This window comes from Agromyces sp. NPDC055520, assembly GCF_053619715.1.
Genome location: NZ_JBSHJY010000002.1, coordinates 125,633 through 144,323, shown reverse-complemented (window position 1 = coordinate 144,323; position 18,691 = coordinate 125,633). Strand labels below are relative to the sequence as shown.

Annotated in this window: 13 protein-coding genes, 3 tRNA genes and 1 pseudogene; 5 read left to right on the top strand and 12 right to left on the bottom strand. The window is 69.5% G+C overall.

Going from position 1 to position 18,691, the window contains the following annotated elements; translation table 11 throughout:
- Window positions 1-103: 103 nt before the first annotated feature.
- From ACWGST_RS02310 to ACWGST_RS02285, 6 genes are all read right to left on the bottom strand, one after another.
- A tRNA-Met gene (locus tag ACWGST_RS02310) sits at window positions 104-177 on the bottom strand.
- A 48-nt stretch (window positions 178-225) separates the two neighbouring features.
- Window positions 226-297: transfer RNA gene (locus ACWGST_RS02305), tRNA-Thr, on the bottom strand.
- Window positions 298-451: 154 nt separating this feature from the next.
- On the bottom strand, window positions 452-2,380 hold the full coding sequence (locus ACWGST_RS02300) for a glycoside hydrolase family 13 protein (protein WP_452045013.1): 1,929 nt from the start codon (window positions 2,378-2,380) through the stop codon (window positions 452-454).
- 41 nt (window positions 2,381-2,421) lie between these two features.
- On the bottom strand, window positions 2,422-3,435 hold the full coding sequence (locus tag ACWGST_RS02295) for a sugar ABC transporter permease (protein ID WP_452045012.1): 1,014 nt from the start codon (window positions 3,433-3,435) through the stop codon (window positions 2,422-2,424).
- Window positions 3,435-5,054 (bottom strand): ABC transporter permease subunit, encoded by a 1,620-nt coding sequence (locus ACWGST_RS02290; RefSeq protein WP_452045011.1) that lies wholly within the window; start codon window positions 5,052-5,054, stop codon window positions 3,435-3,437. The genes ACWGST_RS02295 and ACWGST_RS02290 overlap by 1 nt, the downstream gene beginning before the upstream one ends.
- A gap of 133 nt (window positions 5,055-5,187) precedes the next feature.
- Entirely contained in the window at window positions 5,188-6,423 is a 1,236-nt protein-coding gene (locus tag ACWGST_RS02285) for a sugar ABC transporter substrate-binding protein (RefSeq protein ID WP_452045010.1), read from the bottom strand.
- A 184-nt stretch (window positions 6,424-6,607) separates the two neighbouring features.
- On the opposite strand from ACWGST_RS02285, the gene ACWGST_RS02280 reads away from it, so the two are divergent.
- On the top strand, window positions 6,608-8,290 hold the full coding sequence (locus tag ACWGST_RS02280) for a glycoside hydrolase family 13 protein (RefSeq protein WP_452045009.1): 1,683 nt from the start codon (window positions 6,608-6,610) through the stop codon (window positions 8,288-8,290).
- 131 nt (window positions 8,291-8,421) lie between these two features.
- Here ACWGST_RS02280 and ACWGST_RS02275 read toward each other — a convergent pair.
- The 3 genes and pseudogenes from ACWGST_RS02275 to ACWGST_RS02265 all read right to left on the bottom strand — a co-directional run.
- Window positions 8,422-8,619: pseudogene (locus ACWGST_RS02275) on the bottom strand (DUF559 domain-containing protein); the annotation flags it as partial.
- A 559-nt stretch (window positions 8,620-9,178) separates the two neighbouring features.
- Window positions 9,179-10,516: a M23 family metallopeptidase gene (locus tag ACWGST_RS02270; protein ID WP_452045008.1), complete on the bottom strand. Its 1,338-nt coding sequence runs from the start codon at window positions 10,514-10,516 to the stop codon at window positions 9,179-9,181.
- An 893-nt stretch (window positions 10,517-11,409) separates the two neighbouring features.
- Entirely contained in the window at window positions 11,410-12,282 is an 873-nt protein-coding gene (locus ACWGST_RS02265) for an inositol monophosphatase family protein (RefSeq protein WP_452045007.1), read from the bottom strand.
- 114 nt (window positions 12,283-12,396) lie between these two features.
- Between ACWGST_RS02265 and ACWGST_RS02260 the strand changes: the two genes are divergently transcribed.
- Both ACWGST_RS02260 and ACWGST_RS02255 read left to right on the top strand, forming a co-directional pair.
- A complete protein-coding gene (locus ACWGST_RS02260) occupies window positions 12,397-14,148 on the top strand; it encodes a SulP family inorganic anion transporter (protein WP_452045006.1) in 1,752 nt (583 codons plus the stop codon).
- Between the two features lie 110 nt (window positions 14,149-14,258).
- Window positions 14,259-15,704, top strand: a complete 1,446-nt coding sequence (locus ACWGST_RS02255; RefSeq protein ID WP_452045005.1) for a DUF1254 domain-containing protein — start codon at window positions 14,259-14,261, stop codon at window positions 15,702-15,704.
- A gap of 43 nt (window positions 15,705-15,747) precedes the next feature.
- Here ACWGST_RS02255 and ACWGST_RS02250 read toward each other — a convergent pair.
- The 3 genes from ACWGST_RS02250 to ACWGST_RS02240 all read right to left on the bottom strand — a co-directional run bounded on the left by ACWGST_RS02250 (window position 15,748) and on the right by ACWGST_RS02240 (window position 16,849).
- Window positions 15,748-15,829, bottom strand: a tRNA-Tyr gene (locus tag ACWGST_RS02250).
- Between the two features lie 143 nt (window positions 15,830-15,972).
- Window positions 15,973-16,647, bottom strand: a complete 675-nt coding sequence (locus ACWGST_RS02245) for a PH domain-containing protein (RefSeq protein ID WP_452045004.1) — start codon at window positions 16,645-16,647, stop codon at window positions 15,973-15,975.
- A 37-nt stretch (window positions 16,648-16,684) separates the two neighbouring features.
- Window positions 16,685-16,849, bottom strand: a complete 165-nt coding sequence (locus tag ACWGST_RS02240) for a hypothetical protein (RefSeq protein ID WP_452045003.1) — start codon at window positions 16,847-16,849, stop codon at window positions 16,685-16,687.
- 244 nt (window positions 16,850-17,093) lie between these two features.
- On the opposite strand from ACWGST_RS02240, the gene ACWGST_RS02235 reads away from it, so the two are divergent.
- Together ACWGST_RS02235 and ACWGST_RS02230 are read left to right on the top strand one after the other, a co-directional pair.
- Window positions 17,094-18,113, top strand: coding sequence for a LacI family DNA-binding transcriptional regulator (locus ACWGST_RS02235; protein ID WP_452045002.1), 1,020 nt, complete (start codon window positions 17,094-17,096; stop codon window positions 18,111-18,113).
- Between the two features lie 81 nt (window positions 18,114-18,194).
- Window positions 18,195-18,683, top strand: a complete 489-nt coding sequence (locus ACWGST_RS02230; protein WP_056655668.1) for a YajQ family cyclic di-GMP-binding protein — start codon at window positions 18,195-18,197, stop codon at window positions 18,681-18,683.
- Window positions 18,684-18,691 lie beyond the last annotated feature (8 nt).

Here is an 18,691-nt window from a genome sequence, read left to right as displayed (position 1 = left end):
GCATTCGTACGGCGGACGGGACTTACCCGTGACCGATGGAAACGGGTTCGAATAGCGCGGTACTTCCCAACAGAAAAACCCCCGGTAAACCGAGGGTTTTCGGTAGCGAGGGCGGGACTCGAACCCGCGACACCACGATTATGAGCCGTGTGCTCTAACCACCTGAGCTACCCCGCCGGGTAGGCTTCCCCCGAACAACCGAACGGCCGAACCGAAGAGAACCAGAGCCCCGAGTCAGGATTGAACTGACGACCCCTTCCTTACCATGGAAGTGCTCTACCACTGAGCTATCGGGGCGCGTTGCCGCACTTGGCAACCGTACGAGGATATCACCTCTGGGCGGCACCTCCGAACCAGCGCCGCAACCTCTCGGCAGCGGCGGCGGCAGCCGTGGCAGCAGCGGCGGCAGCCGTGGCAGCGGCCGCAGCAGCCGCGGCCGGGCGCACGCCGGTCACGTCGTCTCAGCCCGCCACGGCGGCGCGGACACACCCGGCAGAGTCCAAGCGGCGAAGCCGGCGGCATCCGTTTCGAGAGTGAGGCGACCAGCGGATGCCGCCAGCCGCACACTCCCGAAGAGGGGCGCCGCGACATCCGCTGCACTGAGATCACCGGGCCCCGCACCGATCGCCGCCGCATCGATGTCGAGCCTCGCCGCCGACCGCGCAGCGAAGACGAGCACCGTCTCGTCGACCGATTCGCGCACGAAGGCGACGGCGTCGTCGCCGACCGCGAGCCAGCGGATGCCGCCCGTAGCGAGCACCGGATGCTCGCGGCGAAGCCGCAGCAGCGAGCGGTAGGTCTCGAGCACGGGCGCGACCTCGGGCCAGGTCTCACTCCCCCACGGCATGGGCGTGCGCGAGGCCTCGCCGTCGACGCCGGTCAGGCCGAACTCGTCGCCGGCCCAGACCACCGGGATGCCCGGCAGCGCGATCGCGAGTCCGAGGGCGACCGGCAGGGCCCCGGGGCGCGCGTGCGTCGCGAAGCGCGGGGTGTCGTGGGTGTCGAGCGCGTTCATGGTCGCGAGGCGCGTGCGCCAGGGGAAGCCCGCTGCGAAGCGAGTGTGCGCGGCATGGAACTCGCCGCCCGTGAACTCCGGCACACGTCCGAGCGCGAAGCCGAGGCCGCCGCCGGCGGGGCTGCCGGGTTCGAGCAGCCAGCTCCAGAGCGGGCGGGTGAACGGCGTGTAAGTCATCGCCCCGTGCCACGCGTCGCCCTGGAAGTCGCTCGCGGCGTCGTTCGTCGACTCCGCCAGCAGGATCGTGTCGGGGTTCACCTCGAGCATCGTTCGGCGGATCGTGCGCCGCACCGACTCGTTCAGGTCGGCATCGCCCAGACGGCCCGTCATGTTGGCGACGTCGATGCGCCAGCCGTCGAGGTCGAACGGCGGCGCGAGGAAGCGCGCGACGACCGAGTCGGGGCCCTCGACGAAGCGGCGGCGCAGCTCCTCCGAGCTCCAGTCGAACTTCGGCAGGCTCGGCACGCCGAGCCACGACTCGTAACCCGGGCCATCCGGCCCGTCGTTGAAGAAATAGAACTCCCGCTCGGGCGCCGCCGGGTCGGCCTGCGCCGCGCGGAACCACTCGTGCGCGTCACCTGAGTGATTCGAGGTCAGGTCTCCGATGACCCGGATGCCGCGTGCATGCGCCGCCTCGACGAGCCGCACGAGCGCGGCGTCACCGCCGAGCAGCGGGTCGACGTGGTCGAACGTCGTCGCGTCGTAGCGGTGGTTCGAGCGCGCCGGGAAGAACGGGGTCAGGTACAGCAGGTCGATGCCGAGCGATGCGAGGTGGTCGAGCTTCTCGCGCACGCCGTCGAGGTCGCCGCCGTAGACCTGCTTCGAACGGCCCGGGTACACGGGGTCGACCGAGTCGCCCCACTCCGCCGGGATCGCCCACTCGGGCGAGTCGCGTGCGGTCGCGGCATCCGACCTCGCAAACCGGTCTGGGAACACCTGGTACATCACGCTCGACCCCGCCCACTCGGGGGCCGGCACGTGTGCGACGAGCGTGAAGTCGTCGTGATCGCGGGTCTCGACCGACGACAGCCCGAGCTGGTTCAGCCAATGCTGGCGGCCGTCGGCGCCGACGAGCAGCCAGCGGTAGCCGTGCACGGGGTTCTCGACCTCGACGGCGGCCTCCCACCACGACCAGCCGCCGCCCGTCGCGCCGACTGCCGCGCCGCCCGCTGCGCCGCCCGCTTCGAGCAGCACGGCCTCGTCGAACCGCGGCTCGCGGTTCGGGTTCGACCGGGTGCCGACCCACGCGAGCGGCCCGAACGACTCGGGCACCCGCAGGCGCACCCGCACCGTTTCGCCGAGCGCCGGGGTCGGCGTCGACACGTAGAGCGGCGACCCATCGTGGTGCGGTGTCGGTTCAAGCATGCGTCGACCCTCTCAACGCCCACCGACATCCCTGCGGTGGGCTACTTGACGGCGCCGGCGGTGAGGCCGCCGACGATGTACTTCTGCAGGAAGAGGAAGAGTGCCACGACCGGCAGTGCCGCGATGACGGCTCCGGCCGAGAAGGCGCTCCAGTCGGCGTAGCGCGGGTTCGACACGAGCTTCGTGAGGCCCACGGCGAGCGTCTGCTTCTCGGTGTCGATGAGCAGCACCGAGGCCACGACGAACTCGTTGACCGAGGCGATGAACGAGAGCAGCGCGACCACCGCGAGGATCGGCGCGACGAGCCGCAGGATGATCGTGAAGAAGATGCGGGCATGGCCGGCTCCGTCGATCTTCGCCGCCTCGTCGATCGACGCCGGCACGGTGTTGAAGAAGCCGTACATGAGGTAGGTGTTCACGCCGAGCGCGCCGCCGAGGTAGACCATGATCAGGCCGATGTGCGTGTTCAGGCCGATCGCCGGGAACCAGTCGCCGATCGCGCTCATGAGCAGGAAGATCGCGACGACGGCGAGCAGCTGCGGGAACATCTGCACGACGACGATCGAGATCAGCCCGAAGCGCCGGCCCGTGAAGCGCATGCGCGAGAACGAGTACGCGGCGAGCGCCCCGAGGAAGACGGTCAGCACGGCCGTGATGCCGGCGATCATGAGCGTGTTGCCGAACCAGGTGAGGAACGGCACCTGCGGGTCGGTGAGGATGCGGACGTAGCTGTCGAGCCCGATCTTCGAGAACAGCGCATTCGAGCCGGTGAGGGTGCCGTGCGGGTTCAGCGACGACGAGATCACGAACACGATCGGGAAGAGCGAGAAGATCACCATGACCACGCCGACGACGTGGCGCCAACCGGTCGCGGCGAACCAGCGGCGCAGGTTGAACGGCCGACGCGCGACCTCGCGACCGTCACCACCGGAACCGCCCGCACCACCGCTGACGCCCACCGAGATGCTCGCGCGCGTCGAGGCATCCTCGAACCCCTCCAACTCGCCGACGACGAGGCCGGCATCCGTTCCGGGAACGGGCTGCTGCGCGGCCATCAGTTCAGCTCCTCGAGGGACTTGGTGCGGCGGAAGGCGATGATCGAGATCACGGCCACGATGATGAAGATGATGATCGAGTAGGCGCTCGCGAGCCCGTAGTCGCGCGTCTGGCCGGTGAAGGCCACCTTGTAGACCATCGAGATCAGGATGTCGGTGAACCCGACGGGTATCGGCGCGTTCGAGTCTCTCGGCCCGCCGTCGGTGAGCATGTAGATCACGTTGAAGTTGTTGAAGTTGAACGCGAACGACGCGATCAGCAGCGGCGCGACCGAGACGAGCAGCAGCGGCAGCTTGATGAGCCGGAACACGGCCCACGGCTTCGCGCCGTCGACGGTGGCGGCCTCTTGCAGCTCTTCGGGGATCGACTGCAGGGCGCCGGTGCACACGAGGAACATGTACGGGAAGCCGAGCCAGAGGTTGACGAGCAGCACCGAGAACTTGGCGAGCACCGGGTCGGTCAGCCAGGGGATGTCGGCCCCGCCGAACAGCACCTGGTTGATGAAGCCGAAGCTCTCGTTCATCATGCCGGCCCAGATCAGCGCCGAGAGGAACGACGGGATCGCGTACGGCAGGATCATGAGCACGCGATAGTACTTGCGCCCCTTCATGCGCATGTCGTTGAAGACGATCGCGAGGAACAGGCCGAGGAAGAACGTCGACGCGACGGAGATGAACGCGAACGCGAAGGTCCAGAGCGTGACGTAGACGAGCGGGCCCGCGAGGCGCTCGTCGGTGACGGCGCGCACGAAGTTGTCGAAGCCGACGACGATCTGCCACCCGGGCAGCAACTCTTCGCCGCTCTCCGACGTGAAGGCGCCGGTGCCGATGTCGGAGTAGACGGTGCCGGTGTCGAGGTTCGTCATCGTGCCGGCGGCCTCGTCGTACTCGAGGTTCGAGAGGTAGAGGTACGCGCTCTGGCCATCGGGCGTGCGCAGCGCACCGTCGTTCGGATCGTCGGAGAACGGCACGGCGAGCTCGGAGATCTCGTCGGTGCGGGCGATGACGTCGGCGAACCGCAGGGTCGTCCAGCCGTCGACGGCGACGGCCTTGTCGCCGTCCATCTCGGCGTCGACGGGGGCGAGCGGCTGCGTCTCGGTGCCGAGCAGCGCCTCGCCGTCGGGATCGGTCACGAGCAGGCCGAGCCTGCCGCCCTGGTCGACGACCGTGACGGGGTAGGTCGGCGAGTCCTCGACGCGTTGCAACGACGAGGCCATGAGCGAGGAGACGGCCTGGTCTTTCGAGCCGTTGTGGCCCGTGCCGTAGTTGGTGAAGGCGATGTACCCCGTGTAGACGAGCACGAACACCTGGAACACGACGAGGAAGATGACCCCCGGTGCGAGATATTTCGCGGGCAGCTTCCGCCGCGAGAAGTAGATCCAGTTGACGACGATCGCGACGAGCGCGACGATCGCCGCGACGAGCCACTGCTCGGCCATCGCGAGGATGATGACGCCGTAGATCGCGATCGCGTCGACGAGGCCGAGCGCGAGCAGCTTCACGAGCAGCATTTTGAGACCACCGGATGCCGCGTCGGCGATGTTCGTCGCGCGTCGCTGCTTCTTGGTGGGCTTCGGCTTCGCCTCCGAGGCGACCTCATCGTCGATGGTGGTGCTCATGCTGCTCAGTCTCTCGTGTCGCTCGTCTGGGGAAACGCCCGGTGGTCGAGTAGCGCCCGACGAAGGAGGGTGCGTGTCGAGACCTGTGCGGGACTCGACACGCTCCTTCGTCGCTACTCGACCACCGGAGGGACTAGCTTGCGTCGATCGCGGCCTGCACGTCGGTGGTCAGCTTCTGCCACGTGGCGACCGGGTCGGCACCGTTGATGATGTCGGCCTCGGCGATGCCCCAGTACTGCCAGACGACGCCCATGGCGGGAATCGCGGGCATCGGCACGGCGTCGGCACCGACGGCGGCGAAGCCGGCGATGATCGGGTCGCTCGATGCGGTCTCAGCAGCGGCCGAGAGGGCGGGAAGCACGTTGCCGGCCTTGAAGAGCTCGAGCTGCACGTCTTCGGTGCCGATGTAGTTGACGAGGAAGTCGTTCGCGGCGACCTTGTTCTTCGACTCGGCGGAGACGAAGAAGCCCTTGACACCGGCGAACGGCGAGGCGACCTCGGCGGTCGGGCTCGGCACGGCGTCGATCGCGACGTTGATGCCGGCGTCGGTCGCGGCGCCGACGTTCCACGGGCCGGTCAGCCAGAAGGCCGCGGTGCCGTCGATGAACGCCTGCTTGGCGATGTCACCGTCGATGTCGGTGTTGAAGACGCCGGTGCCGTTCTTGCCCTGGCTGCCGAGCCACGTGGCGAACTGCTCGCCGCCCGCGTTGCCGATCTGCAGGTCGGTCGGGTCGTAGCCCTCAGCACCGCTGCCGAAGACGGGAGCGCCGAACGCGGTCTGGAACGGGTAGAGGTGGTACGGGTTGCCCTCTGCGCCCTGCTCGACGACGAACGGGTGGGTGAGGCCGGCGGCCTGACCCTTGGCGATCATGTCGTCGAAGCTCGTCGCGGCCTCGGGGATGAGGTCGGCGTTGCGCAGCACGGCGATGTTCTCGACCGCGTAGGGAAGCATGTAGACCGTGCCCTCGTAGGTCGACGCGTCGATCGCGACGGGCAGGTAGTCGGCGGCGGAGTCGCCGAGCTCGATGGGGGCGACGACGCCGTTGGTCGAGAGCTCGCCCAGCCAGTCGTGCGCACCCATGACGATGTCGGGGCCCTTGCCCGTCGGCACCTGCTGGATGAAGTCGTCCTTGATGTCGGCGTTGTCCTTGCCGACGATCTCGACCTTGACGCCCTTCTCCTCGGAGTACGCGTCGGCCGCGCCCTGCACGGCGTCGACGCGCTCGGCGTCGACCCAGACGGTCAGCGTGCCACTCGACGAGGCCTCGCCTTCCGAGCCGCTGTCGCCTGCGGAGCAGCTCGCGAGACCGAGCGTCGCGATGACTGCGACGGCCCCGGCAGCGAGGAGGCTCTTCTTGTTCACCCTCATTGGTGTGCCCTTCTCAGTGTGCGTGAAGTGTGCCCGCGTTTATGCAAGCGATTACAGGTATACCCCGCGACGCGTGCAATGACAAACCGCCTGTCACGCATTGATACCGGTTCGTAATCATTTCGGTGATCCCGAGTAGTGCAAGCGTTTCCAACTTCGCGCGAATTGACGTACAGTTTTCCGCATGACTTCCGAATGGTGGCGCACTGCCGCGATCTACCAGATCTACCCCCGGTCGTTCGCCGACGCGAACGGCGACGGCATGGGCGACCTGGCCGGCATCACCTCGCGCCTGGCCGCGCTGCAAGACCTCGGCATCGACGCGATCTGGCTCTCCCCGTTCTACACGTCGCCCCAGAAAGACGGCGGCTACGACGTCGCCGACTACTGCGACGTCGACCCGCACTTCGGCACCCTCGCCGACTTCGACGCCATGATCGCCGAGGCGCATGCCCGCGACATCCGGGTCATCGTCGACATCGTGCCCAACCACTCCTCCGACGCGCACGACTGGTTCCAGGCGGCGCTCGCCGCCGCACCCGGCAGCGCCGAGCGCGCCCGCTACCTCTTCCGCGACGGCCGCGGCGAAGACGGCGCCGAGGCGCCCAACAACTGGGAATCCGTCTTCGGCGGGCCGGCATGGACCCGCATCGTCGAGGCCGACGGCACGCCCGGCCAGTGGTACCTCCACCTCTTCGACAGCTCGCAGCCCGACTTCGACTGGACCAACGAAGAGGTGCGCGACGAGTTCCGCCGCATCCTCCGCTTCTGGCTCGACCGCGGCGTCGACGGATTCCGCGTCGACGTCGCCCACGGCATGATCAAGGCCGAGGGCCTGCCCGACTTCACTCCCCCGGCCGAGGGCGGCAGCATGGGCGGCGCGGCCGGCCTCGACGCGTCCGGCCTCGACGCGTCCGACGAAGCCGCGCCCGCCACTCCCGGCGCGCCCTACTGGGGCCAAGACGGCGTGCACGAGATCTACCGCGACTGGCGGAAGCTGCTCGACGAGTACCCCGACGACCGCGTGCTCGCGGCCGAGGCCTGGGTCGACCCGCTGCCCCGCCTCGCCAACTGGGTGCGCCCCGACGAGATGCACCAGGCGTTCAACTTCGCCTACCTCGAGACGCCGTGGAACGCCGAGGCGCTGCGCCACGTGATCGACGACTCGCTCGCGGCGTTCTCGTCGGTCGGTGCGCCGTCGACCTGGGTGCTCTCGAACCACGACGTCGTGCGCCACGCGACGCGGCTCTCGGTCACCGAGGCGAACCCGCAGGGCCACGGCCTCGGGCCGCGCTCGAACGGCCTGCCCGAGTACGCGCCGGGCCTGCGCCGTGCTCGCGCCGCGACCGCGCTCATGCTCGCGCTGCCCGGCTCGGTCTACCTCTTCCAGGGCGAAGAGCTCGGGCTGCCCGAGGTCATCGACGTGCCCGACGACGCCCGGCAGGACCCGACGTGGTTCCGCACGAACGGGGAGCGCTACGGCCGCGACGGATGCCGCGTGCCCCTGCCCTGGGAATCGAACGCGCCGTCATACGGCTTCGGCACGACGGATGCCTCGTGGCTGCCGCAGCCCGCGCAGTGGGCCGAGCTCGCGCGCGATGTGCAGCAGGGCGACCCGGCCTCGACCCTCTCGCTCTACCGCGACGCCCTCGCGCTGCGGCGCGAGCGCGACCTCGGCGCCGGCACGCTCGAGTGGCTGCCCGGGTACCCCGAGTCTGTCGTCGCGTTCCGCAACGGCGACCTCGCGGTGATCGCGAACACGGGTGACGCCCCCGTCGAGCTGCCCGAGGGCGATGTGCTGCTCACGAGCGAGCCGCTCGACGGTCGCACGCTGCCCGTCGACACCACGGCCTGGCTCGCGGTGTAGTCCGCGGCGTGCGCCGCGGCATCCGCTCGCCCCCTCGCCCGAGCGCCCCACCGGTGCTCGCCCCGCGCGACGAGCGCGAGGATGCCCTCGCTGACGAGCTGCCACTCGGTCGTCACCTGCCGGTAGCTGAGGCGCAGCACGAGATACCCCTGCATGAGCGCTTCGAAGTCGCGCCGGCGATCCTCTTCGAATTCGGGGCCGGTGTGGTGGCCCGCCCCGTCGATCTCGATGATCAGGCGGTCGCCGACCAGCAGGTCGACGTAGCCGACGCGACGAATGTGCGCCTGCGACCGGTGCGCGATTCCGCGCGAGCGCAGCAGCAGGCGCACCGTCGACTCGGTGCCCGATTCCGACCCGATGTCCGCCGCGTCGATCCAGGCGCGACGCGACGGCAGCGCGAGCTCACGCACGGCGTCGAGCCCTTCTGCGCCCAGCAACCCCCGCGAGAACGCCGAGTCGAGTGCGATGACGGCAAGCGCCGCTCGGCGCAGGCGAGCATCTCGGCAAGCGCGAGCGCCAACGGATCCCGCGCCGTACGAGCCGGCGGATCACTGCGATAGTGCACGCAGACCCGGTGCGCCTCGCGGTCGAGCCGCTCGCCAGGCGCATCGGGCGCGCGCAGTCGCGAGGCGGTGCGCGGCACGCGAACGTGCAGCACGGGATCGTGCGTCAGCCAGATTCCATCGAGGCGCAGAGCGGATGTCGCGGTGACCGCGCCGCCCACCCGCACCGCTCGCACGACGTCATGAGGAGCGTCGGGAGTGGCGAACCATCCCGGTCGAACCCTCGTCACGGCGCCCGTCGCGACCGCGGCCGCGACCGTCATTCCGGGGCCGTCATCCTGGGCGTCGTCCGCCGCTGTCCCGAGCCGGTGTCGTCGACAGGTCGTCAGTTGGTGTTGGCGTAGAGCCACTCGAGCGGGTCGACCTTGGTGCCGTTCATGCCGCCGAGGCGGATCTCGAAGTGCAGGTGCGGGCCGGTCGACATGCCGGTGTCGCCGGTCAGGCCGATCACGTCGCCGACCTTGACGGTGTCGCCGGTCTCGAAGCGGCGCGAGTCGTACTCCATGTGGGCGTAGACGCTCGTGACGAGCTCGCCGTCGATCATGTGGTCGATCATCATGACGACGCCCAGGGATCCGCCGGAATCGGTCGAGTTGGCGACGACGCCGTCGGCGATGGCCTGGATCTCGGCGCCGAGTCCGGGGTTGAAGTCCTGACCGCCGTGGTCGCTCGAGCAGCCGGCGCAATCGCGATAGCCGAACCGGTCGCCGATGTGCACGCCGACGGCGAAGGGCCACTGGATCGTGCCCGACGGATTGTTCGTGAACGTCGCCTCGGGCCGAATGCCGGCGGCGATCGCGTACTCCTCGATGGTCTGGGTCTCGTACCCGTCGCGCTGCACGGTCTGCGCGAGCGCGTCGCCCGTGATCTCGACCGACTGGCCGGGCGCCGTGCCCGTCATCTGCCGATCGAGCGCCATGGCCTGCACGTCGGCGGGCGACAGCAATGAGAGCGAGGGCACGGATGTCGCGACCGCCAGCAGCGCCGCAAAGCTCATGGCTGCGAATCCGCTTGAAACGCGCGCGATGCGGCTCGCACGCTTCACGCGTCGCCGCGGGGTCGGGCGGGGCGCGCCTGCCGAAGCGGCGTTCGTCGAACGGTCGTTGCCTGCGGCTCGGCGCGCACCGCTCGTCGGCGTCGGCCTCGGGCGTCGGGCGCCCGCGAGCTCGGTCGTCGGCTGCCATGCGGCGACCGCGGTATCGAGTGCGAGTTCGGTCGTGGGCAATGCCGGGAACGCCGACGCAGGGGCGAGCGGGTCGAGGGCGCGTGCCGGCGAAGCCTCGCGTGCAGGCGGTGCCGCAGGAGCAGGTGAAGCCTCGCGTGCAGGGAATGCCGCAGGTGTCGCCGGAGCGGCCGGTGTCGCCAGCGCGGGCAGAACCGCGGGCGCACCTGCCGCTGCGGCGATCGCCGCGGCGAAGTCGTCGACCGCTGCTGCCGTCTCGACCGGAGGCGCCGTGGGAACAGCAGGCGCCGTGACCGAATCACCGCGACGACGAGTGGGCGCCGACTTCTCGGCCTTCTTCTCCGCCTTGCGTTCGGCGCGCGAGAGCCGCTTCGACCGCGCAGGCGCTTCTGCGGTCGGCTCGGCATCTTCGCCGAGGTCGGCGAAGAGCGAGTCGAACCCGGCCTGCGGCTCGGCACCGCTACGCGAAGGCGCGACCACGCTGCGCGGCCCGGCGTCGCCGCGCGAAACCCCGGCGCCACCGCGCCGCGAGGGCGCGGCATCGTCCCGGGAATCAGCGAAGGCCGAGACCGTGTCGACGCGGTGGTCGATCGGCTCGGCCTGAGGGGCGGGAGCGGCAGGAGCAGGAGCGGCAGGAGCAGGAGCAGGAGCGGAAAGAGCAGGAGCGGGCGGAACAGGACGAGCAGGGGCCGGAACGACGGGGGCCTGAGCGACCGGAGCCTGAGCGACCGGCGCTTGATGGACCGGAGCCGGAGCGGCCGGGGCAACCGGAGCCGGAGCGAAGACCGGAACCGCCGGGGCCGTCGCAATCGGCACGAACGGAACCGCTGTGGGCGGCATGGCCGCCGCCGATCGCCGCGGCCGAAGCGCGCCCGGTTCGCTCGGTGCGGCCGGCGTCGTCGGGCTCGGATACCACGCGGGCCCCGCAGCGCCGGCCGCCTGCTGCACAGCTGTGCCGGGCGCCTGATGCGCTGCTGCCTGCTGCAAGGCTGCCTGCTGCAAGGCCGCCTGCTGCACAGCCGCCGCTTGCTGCATCGCCCGCGCCGCCTCCAGCTCGCGAATCTCACGACGAGTGAGGGGTCGCTCGGCCCGCATGGGGGCAGCGGTGCCCGGCGTTGAACCGTCAGGCACGAGGGGGGACTCGAGCACGTGTGGGGGGACTCTCGGCGTCGTGGATCGGATGGGGCGAGCGGGGAGGTGGGCATCCCGACAGCGTCGAGATAACAGCTTGGTAAAGACTAACCGGTCTCGTCGGTGCGCGCCATGCTCAACAGCGATTCCCGGCTGTCAGAACGCCCACAATCCACGAGTTCCGCATACGAGAACTCCTCACGCCCGCACCGCGCGCCCGCGCCCCCGCGCCGCACACCCGCTCACGCCTCCACCCCGGCACGTCGCAGCACCTCTGCCAGCTCCTCGTACAGCGCAGGCGCCGCCGCGACCACGAGCTCGTCGTTCGCCGCGCCGCCGCCGCGCCCGCCGACTCGCGCACCGGCCTCGTGCGCGATGAGGGCGCCGGCAGCGTGATCCCACGGGTTCAGCCCGCGTTCGTAGTAGGCGTCGAGGCGCCCGGCGGCGACGGCGCAGAGGTCGAGCGCGGCCGAGCCCGCACGGCGGATGTCGCGAGCGAGCGGCAGCACCGTCAACAGCACCTCGGCCTGCGCACGCCGCCCCTCAGCCGAGTACGAGAAGCCCGTGCCGACGAGCGCACGGCTGAGCGAGACATCCTGATTCACCTCGATCGGCCGCCCGTCGAGGCGCGCGCCGCCGCCCGCGCGCGCCTCGAAGACCTCGCCCGTGACCGGGTTCACGACGACTGCGGCGAGCGCTCTCCAGTCGAGCGGGTCGCCCGAGCCCTCGACCACGGCGATGCTCACCGCCCACGCGGGAATGCCGTAGAGGAAGTTCACGGTGCCGTCGATCGGGTCGACGACCCAGTTGACGCCCGTCGTGCCGACGCGGGCGTCGTCTTCTTCGCCGACGATGCCGTCGCCCGGCCTCGCCTCGAGCACCAGCCGGCGGATGAGCGCCTCGGTGTCGCGGTCGACCGCCGTCACGATGTCGACCGGCGAGGATTTGGTGGCGGCGACACTCACCCCGCCGCGACGCGCTTCGAGCGCGAATTCCGCCGCCTGCAGCGCGATGCGCTTGGCGAGGTCGAGCAGATCAGTGGATGCCGCGGCGCCCCGCTGCCCGCCCGTGCCCGTCGCTTCGTGGTCGCCGTCTCGAACTGCGTCTTCGCTCATGCCCCCACGCTAGCCCGACGCGGCACAGCCCCGACGATCGTTCACTTCGCATGATCCGCGCCGGCGGCGCTGCCGGTAGCCTCGGTGCACATCGGTTGCACGGAGGGAGCACCCGTGGGTGATCGCGCCGCGAACGGGGCCGAGTCGAGCAGCCCGCCGCCCCGCGGCATCCGTCGACTGCTGCCCGGCGGTTCGAAGCGCGGCACACTGCGGAAGGATGCCCTCGCCGGCCTCGTGCTCGGCGTCGAGAGCGTGCCCGACGGCCTCGCCAGCGGCCTGCTCGCCGGGGTGAACCCGGTCGCGGGCCTCTACGCCTACCTGTTCGGCATGGCCGGCGCCGCGTTCTTCACGAGCAGTTCGTTCATGGCGGTGCAGGCGACCGGCGCGATGGCCCTCATCGTCAACGACACCGACCTGGCGTCTCGCCCCGACCCCGAACGTGCCCTCTTCACCCTCGCGATGCTGACCGGCGTGATCATGGTCGTCGCCGGGCTGCTCGGAGCCGGCCGCCTGCTGCGCTTCGTGCCGACCGCGGTGATGACGGGCTTCGTCACCGCCGTCGGCGTCAACATCGTGCTCGGCCAGCTCGGCGATCTCACCGGCGCAGAGGGGTACGGCGAGAACCGGCTGACGCGCGCGATCGACCTCGCGCTGCACGTCGGCCGGTTCGACATCCCGACGCTCGTCGTGGGGCTCACCACGATGGTGCTCATCGTGGTGCTGACACGTACGCCGCTGCGTTCGCTCGGGCTCGTCGTCGCGGTCGCGGTGGGATCGGTGCTCGCGTGGGTGCTGAACGAGAACGGCTTCGGCGTCGCCGTGGTCGCCGACATCGCCGAGATCCCCTCCGGTCTGCCGATGCCGGTGCTGCCGGTGCTCGAAGATGTCGCGTTCCTGCTCCTGCCCGCGGCGTCGCTCGCATTCGTCGGCATCGTGCAGGGGGCCGCAGTCTCGGCCGGGGTGCCGAACGCCGACGGGCGACCGGCCGACCCCAATCGCGACTTCGTGGGGCAGGGGGTCGGCAACCTCGTCGCCGGGCTCTTCCAGGGCATGCCCGTGGGCGGTTCGATGTCGGCCTCGGCGCTCTACGTCGCGGCGGGCGCCCGCACCCGGTTCGGACTCATCATCGCGGCGTCGGTCATGGCGCTCACGATCCTGTTCGCGTCCGGCGCGGTTTCGCTCGTGGCCATGCCGTCGCTCGCCGCCCTGCTGATCGTCATCGGCTTCGGCGCGATCAAGCCCGCGCAGATCAGATCAGTCGCCAACACCGGCGCTCTGCAGATCACGGTGATGGTCGTGACGTTCGCGCTGACCCTGATCGTGCCGCTGCAGTTCGCGGTGCTGATCGGGGTCGGACTCGGCATCATCCTCTTCGTCGCCGAGCAGTCGAACCGGTTGCGCGTGCGGCGCATCACCTTCGAAGACGACGGCCGTCGCCGCGAATCCGACCCGCCCGAGACGGTCGGGTCGCACGAGGTCGTGGTGCTGGCCCCGTATGGCAGCCTCTTCTTCGCGAACGCCCCGAACCTCGAAGAGCAATTGCCGAGTGTGGATGCCGCGACACACGACTCCATCGTCATCCTCCGGCTTCGCGGCGTCGACCAGATCGGGTTGTCGCACGTCGAGGTGCTTCGCCGCTATGCGAGCGACCTCGCACGGGCGGACTCGCGGCTCGAGCTCATCGTGAACAACGACCGGGTGCGCTCGAACCTGAAGGCGGGCGGCTTGATCGCCGTCATCGGCGAGTCCGCCGTGCACGAGGGCACCGAGTGGATGGGCGACACTCTGAGGTCGGTGTACGCCGACGCACTGCTGCGGGTCGACGCGGGTGCCGGCGACGGCAGCGGCGAGGAACCCGAGGTCTGAGCCTGGACGCGAGCGCGCGACATCCATCGGTCATCTGATCTGCATGACGTTTCGCAACTCGCGTGCTGGCAGGATGGCGAGGGTATCTGACGTTCAAAAGGGGGACGAACATGGCTATCGAAGGTGCACGCGGCACGGGTCTGACGACGGAGCAACTGGCTGAGCAGGTGTCGCACATCTCGACACCCGATCGGCTGTCGACGCCGTTCGGCGAGTTCGAGTTCTTCGACGGTGTGCCGAAGCCCGAATCGGTGCAGTCGATCTTCGACGGCATCGACCTCGTGCGCGGCATCACCGCCTTCATGAACGCGGTGCCCGGCGCATCACTCGTCGCCATGCGGAAGGGCCTGCGTCTCGGCGGGGTCGACTCGCCCGACAAGATCGGCTACACCGACCCGAAGGCGAACTCGGGCGCGCTCTGGCTGACGCCGAACACCGAGACCACGTACGGCGTCACCTTTCTCGATCTGAAGGCGTGGGGGCCGACGGTCATCGAGGCGCCTCCTCAGGCGCTCGGCGTCGTCGACGACTTCTGGTTCCATTACGTCGCCGACATGGGCATCGCCGGGCCCGATCGCGGCGCGGGCGGCAAGTACCTCTTCCTCCCGCCGGGGTACGACGGCGAGCGACCCGACGGGTACCACACCTACGAGAGCGCGACGTTCACGAACTTCGTCGTGATCCGCGCCCTGGGCGGGGTGCCCGCCATCAAGCAGTCCCGCATCTACCGGCTGAGCGACGCCGCCGCACCGCCCGAGAACACCTTCGTGAACATCGCCGACCAGGTGTTCAACACGATCCACTCCAACGACTTCTCGTTCTTCGAGGAGATCGCCGAACTCGTCGCCGAAGAGCCCCCCGCCGCGCTCGACGCGGAGCGCGCGGGCACCCTGCGCGCGCTCGGAATCGTGCATGCGAAGCCCTTCGCCCCCGACTCGCGTCTGCGCGGCATCCTCGACGACGCCGCTCGCATCGGTGCGGCGATGGCACGAGCCACCCTCTACCGGTCGCGCGATCCCGAGTCCTTCCGTTGGGAGGGGTCGTCGTGGAAGGAGGGGTTCGTGGGCGGCAGCTACGAGTTCCTGAGCGACGGCGCACGAAACCTCGATGCGCGCACGCTCTTCCACTACGCGGCGACGGTGATCACACCGGCGATGGCGCACGCGCAGGTCGGCGCGGGCTCGGCCTACATCTACACGGCAGAGGATGCCGACGGCGCTGTGCTCGACGGCGCCGAGACGTATTCGCTGACGATCCCCGCGAACGCACCCGCGAAGAACTTCTGGGCGATCGACATCTACGACACGCAGACCCGATCGCTGCTGCAGTCGACGCCCTACCCCGCCCTCTCGAGCCTCGGCGAAGGCCTGCAAGCAGAACCCGACGGCTCGCACGTGCTGTGGTTCGCCCCGACCGCGCCCGCCGGCAAGGAGTCCAACTGGATCCCGACGCTCCCCGGCAAATCGTGGTGGCCGCTGCTGCGCCTCTACGGTCCGCTCGAGCCATGGTTCGACCTGACCTGGCGGCTGCCCGAGATCGTGCGGGCTGACGGGTGACCCGCTGAACCACGAAAACCCCGGGTAACCGGGGTTTTTCTTGTGGCGAGTGAGGGATTCGAACCCCCGAATGCTGAGCAGTCTGATTTACAGTCAGATCCCTTTGGCCGCTTGGGTAACTCGCCATCGCACCCGACCACGTTCTGCACACAACCGGGGGCCTGTCAAGAATACCCGCCGAGGGCCGGAGCGAGAAATCGACGTCGGGTGCGGGTCGAGTCGGGCCCCGCGGCATCCTGATCGGGTGCGATGGCCGACCGCCTGACCGTCAGTTCGACCCGCGCCACCAGGGCATCTCGGCGGTGTCGTTCTGGTCGCGCTGCGGAGTGGTGTCGTAGCGGTCGGGATTCGGTGCCGGGTCGTAGCGCGGCACCGGCGCGGTGATGGGGGCCGTCGTGGGTGCGTCGTCGTAGTGCTCGTCGCTGCGCACCGGGCGCGCCGGCCCGCGCAGCCCCGAGCGCTGGATGACGCGCTGAATCGTGGCTCCGCGCTTGTCGGGCGAACCGACGAACCTGATCTCGCGCAGCCCCTGGTCTTGCGCCGCCGACTCGAAGACGAAGTGCCCGAAGCCGAAGACGCGGCCGATGAGCGGGGTGTGCACCGAGATGTCGAGGATGCGCGCGATCGGCATGGTCGCGATGCGCTGCGACAGGATGCCGTGCACGCGGAACACGCGCATGTTGGTGATCACGAAGCGGTCCATTCGGACCTGCAGCATGCGCCAGAGCCCGTGCACCGCGAGGAACAGCGCGAGGAACAGCGGGAACCAGTAGAGCTGCTGCGGCACCCACGCGAGCAGGATCAGCGCGGGTACGGCCAACGTCATCTCGAGCAGGGCGCCGACGGTCGCGGCCCAGTGCTTGCGCACCTCGTCGACGATCACCTCGCCCTCGTCGGAGATGAGGTGGCGCTCGACGCGCGGATCGAAACCGAACACGCTCATGGCATCGCCTCGATCTCAGTGCCTCGTGCCTCAGACCTCAGGACGCGAGGGAGGTGAAGAAGGTGCCGACGGACTCCGCGGCCGAGACGACGGCGCCGAACGCGCTCTGCACGACGTTCGCAGCGTCTTCCGGACGACTGATCAGATAGAACAAGGCGAAGATCACGACCAACGCCACGGCGATGCCCTTGAGCCACTTCACGGGTGCTTTCCCTTCGAGACGGCGACAGGGGGCGAGCCGCCACCCCCATGAGCCAGCCCCAACACGTATTTCTATCCCACCTGCGGCCTTGAGACAACGCGCCACGCGGGGCACCGCGGGCACGGACGGCGGCGACCAGTAGGATTTCTGTGACCCGGCGTGCTCGGGAATCGACTCGGCGCAGGCCGGGAATCGAACCGGCGAAGGCCGGAACCGAACCGGCGAAGGCCGGGAATGAGGGGCCATGGCCGGCATCGAAGAGGTCGCGAGACTCGCGGGAGTCTCCACCGCGACGGTGTCGCGTGCGCTCAGCGGTCGCGGGCACGTCTCGCCGGCGTCGAAGGCGAAGGTCGAAGACGCGGCCTCCCGGCTCGGCTACGTCGTCTCGTCGAACGCATCGAGCCTCGCCTCGGGCCGCACGCGCAACATCGGCGTCGTCATCCCCTTTCTGAACCGCTGGTTCTTCTCCTCGGTGCTCGAGGGGGCGCAGCAGTCGCTGATCCGCAGCGGATACGACCTCACCCTCTACAACCTCTCGGGCGACGGGCGCGAGCGCGCGAGCGTCTTCGAGCAGTTCCTGATGCGCCAGCGCGTCGACGCCGTCATCGCCGTCTCGCTCGAACTCACCGAGCCCGAGGTCGCCCGGCTGCACGAACTCGGCAAGCCCCTCGTCGGCGTCGGCGGGCCGATCCCCGGCGTACGCACCCTCACGATCGACGATGTCGCGGTCGCCCGCCTCGCGACCGAGCACCTCATCGGCCTCGGCCACACCCGCATCGCGCACATCGGCGGCGACCTCGAGTTCGACCTCGACTTCCACCTGCCGACGAACCGTCGCATCGGGTACGAGGGGGCGCTTCGCGACGCCGGCATCGACGTCGACCCACGGCTCTTCGCCCCGGCCGACTTCACCATTCGCGGCGGCTACCACGCGGCGAAGCAGTTGCTCGGCGCCCCGCACGACCGGCCGACCGCGATCTATGCGGCCTCCGACGAGATGGCGATCGGCTCGATCCTCGCCGCCCGCGACCTCGGGCTCATCGTGCCCCGCGACGTGTCGATCGCCGGCATCGACGACCACGACCTCTCCGATTTCTTCGGCCTCACGACGGTCGCGCAGTTCCCGCGCCTGCAGGGTGAGATGGCGGTCGAGATCCTGATGGACGAGCTCGAGCCGGGCCATGCGGATGCTGCGACACCAGCCGCCACCCCGCTGCCGTACGAGTTGCGCGTGCGCTCGTCGACCGCCCGCCCGCCCGCCTGACACGGGTGGCTCGCGGCGGCGGGAGGCACCTGCCCCGCGACATCCGCTCGCCGATTCGATCTCGCGGATACACTGGGCGGCATGGCAGATGCAACGTTCGACATCGTTTCCAAGGTCGACCAGATGGAGGCCGACAACGCGCTCCACCAGGCGCAGAAAGAGGTCGCGCAGCGCTACGACTTCAAGAACGTCGGCGCGTCGATCGAGCAGTCCGGCGAGAAGGTGCTGATCAAGGCCAACAGCGAGGAGCGCGCGAAGGCCATTCTCGAGGTCTACGAGGCCAAGCTCATCAAGCGAGGCATCTCGCTGCGTTCGCTCGACGCCGGGGAGCCGTTCGCGTCGGGCAAGGAGTTCCGCATCGAGACCACGATGAAGGCCGGCATCGACTCCGAGAACGCGAAGAAGATCAACAAGATCATCCGCGATGAGGCGCCGAAGAGCGTCAAGAGCCAGACGCAGGGCGACGAGGTGCGGGTCTCGTCGAAGAGCCGCGACGACCTGCAGGCCACGATGGCGCTGCTCAAGGGCAAAGACCTCGAGGTCGCGCTGCAGTTCGTGAACTTCCGCTAGGCGCTGCG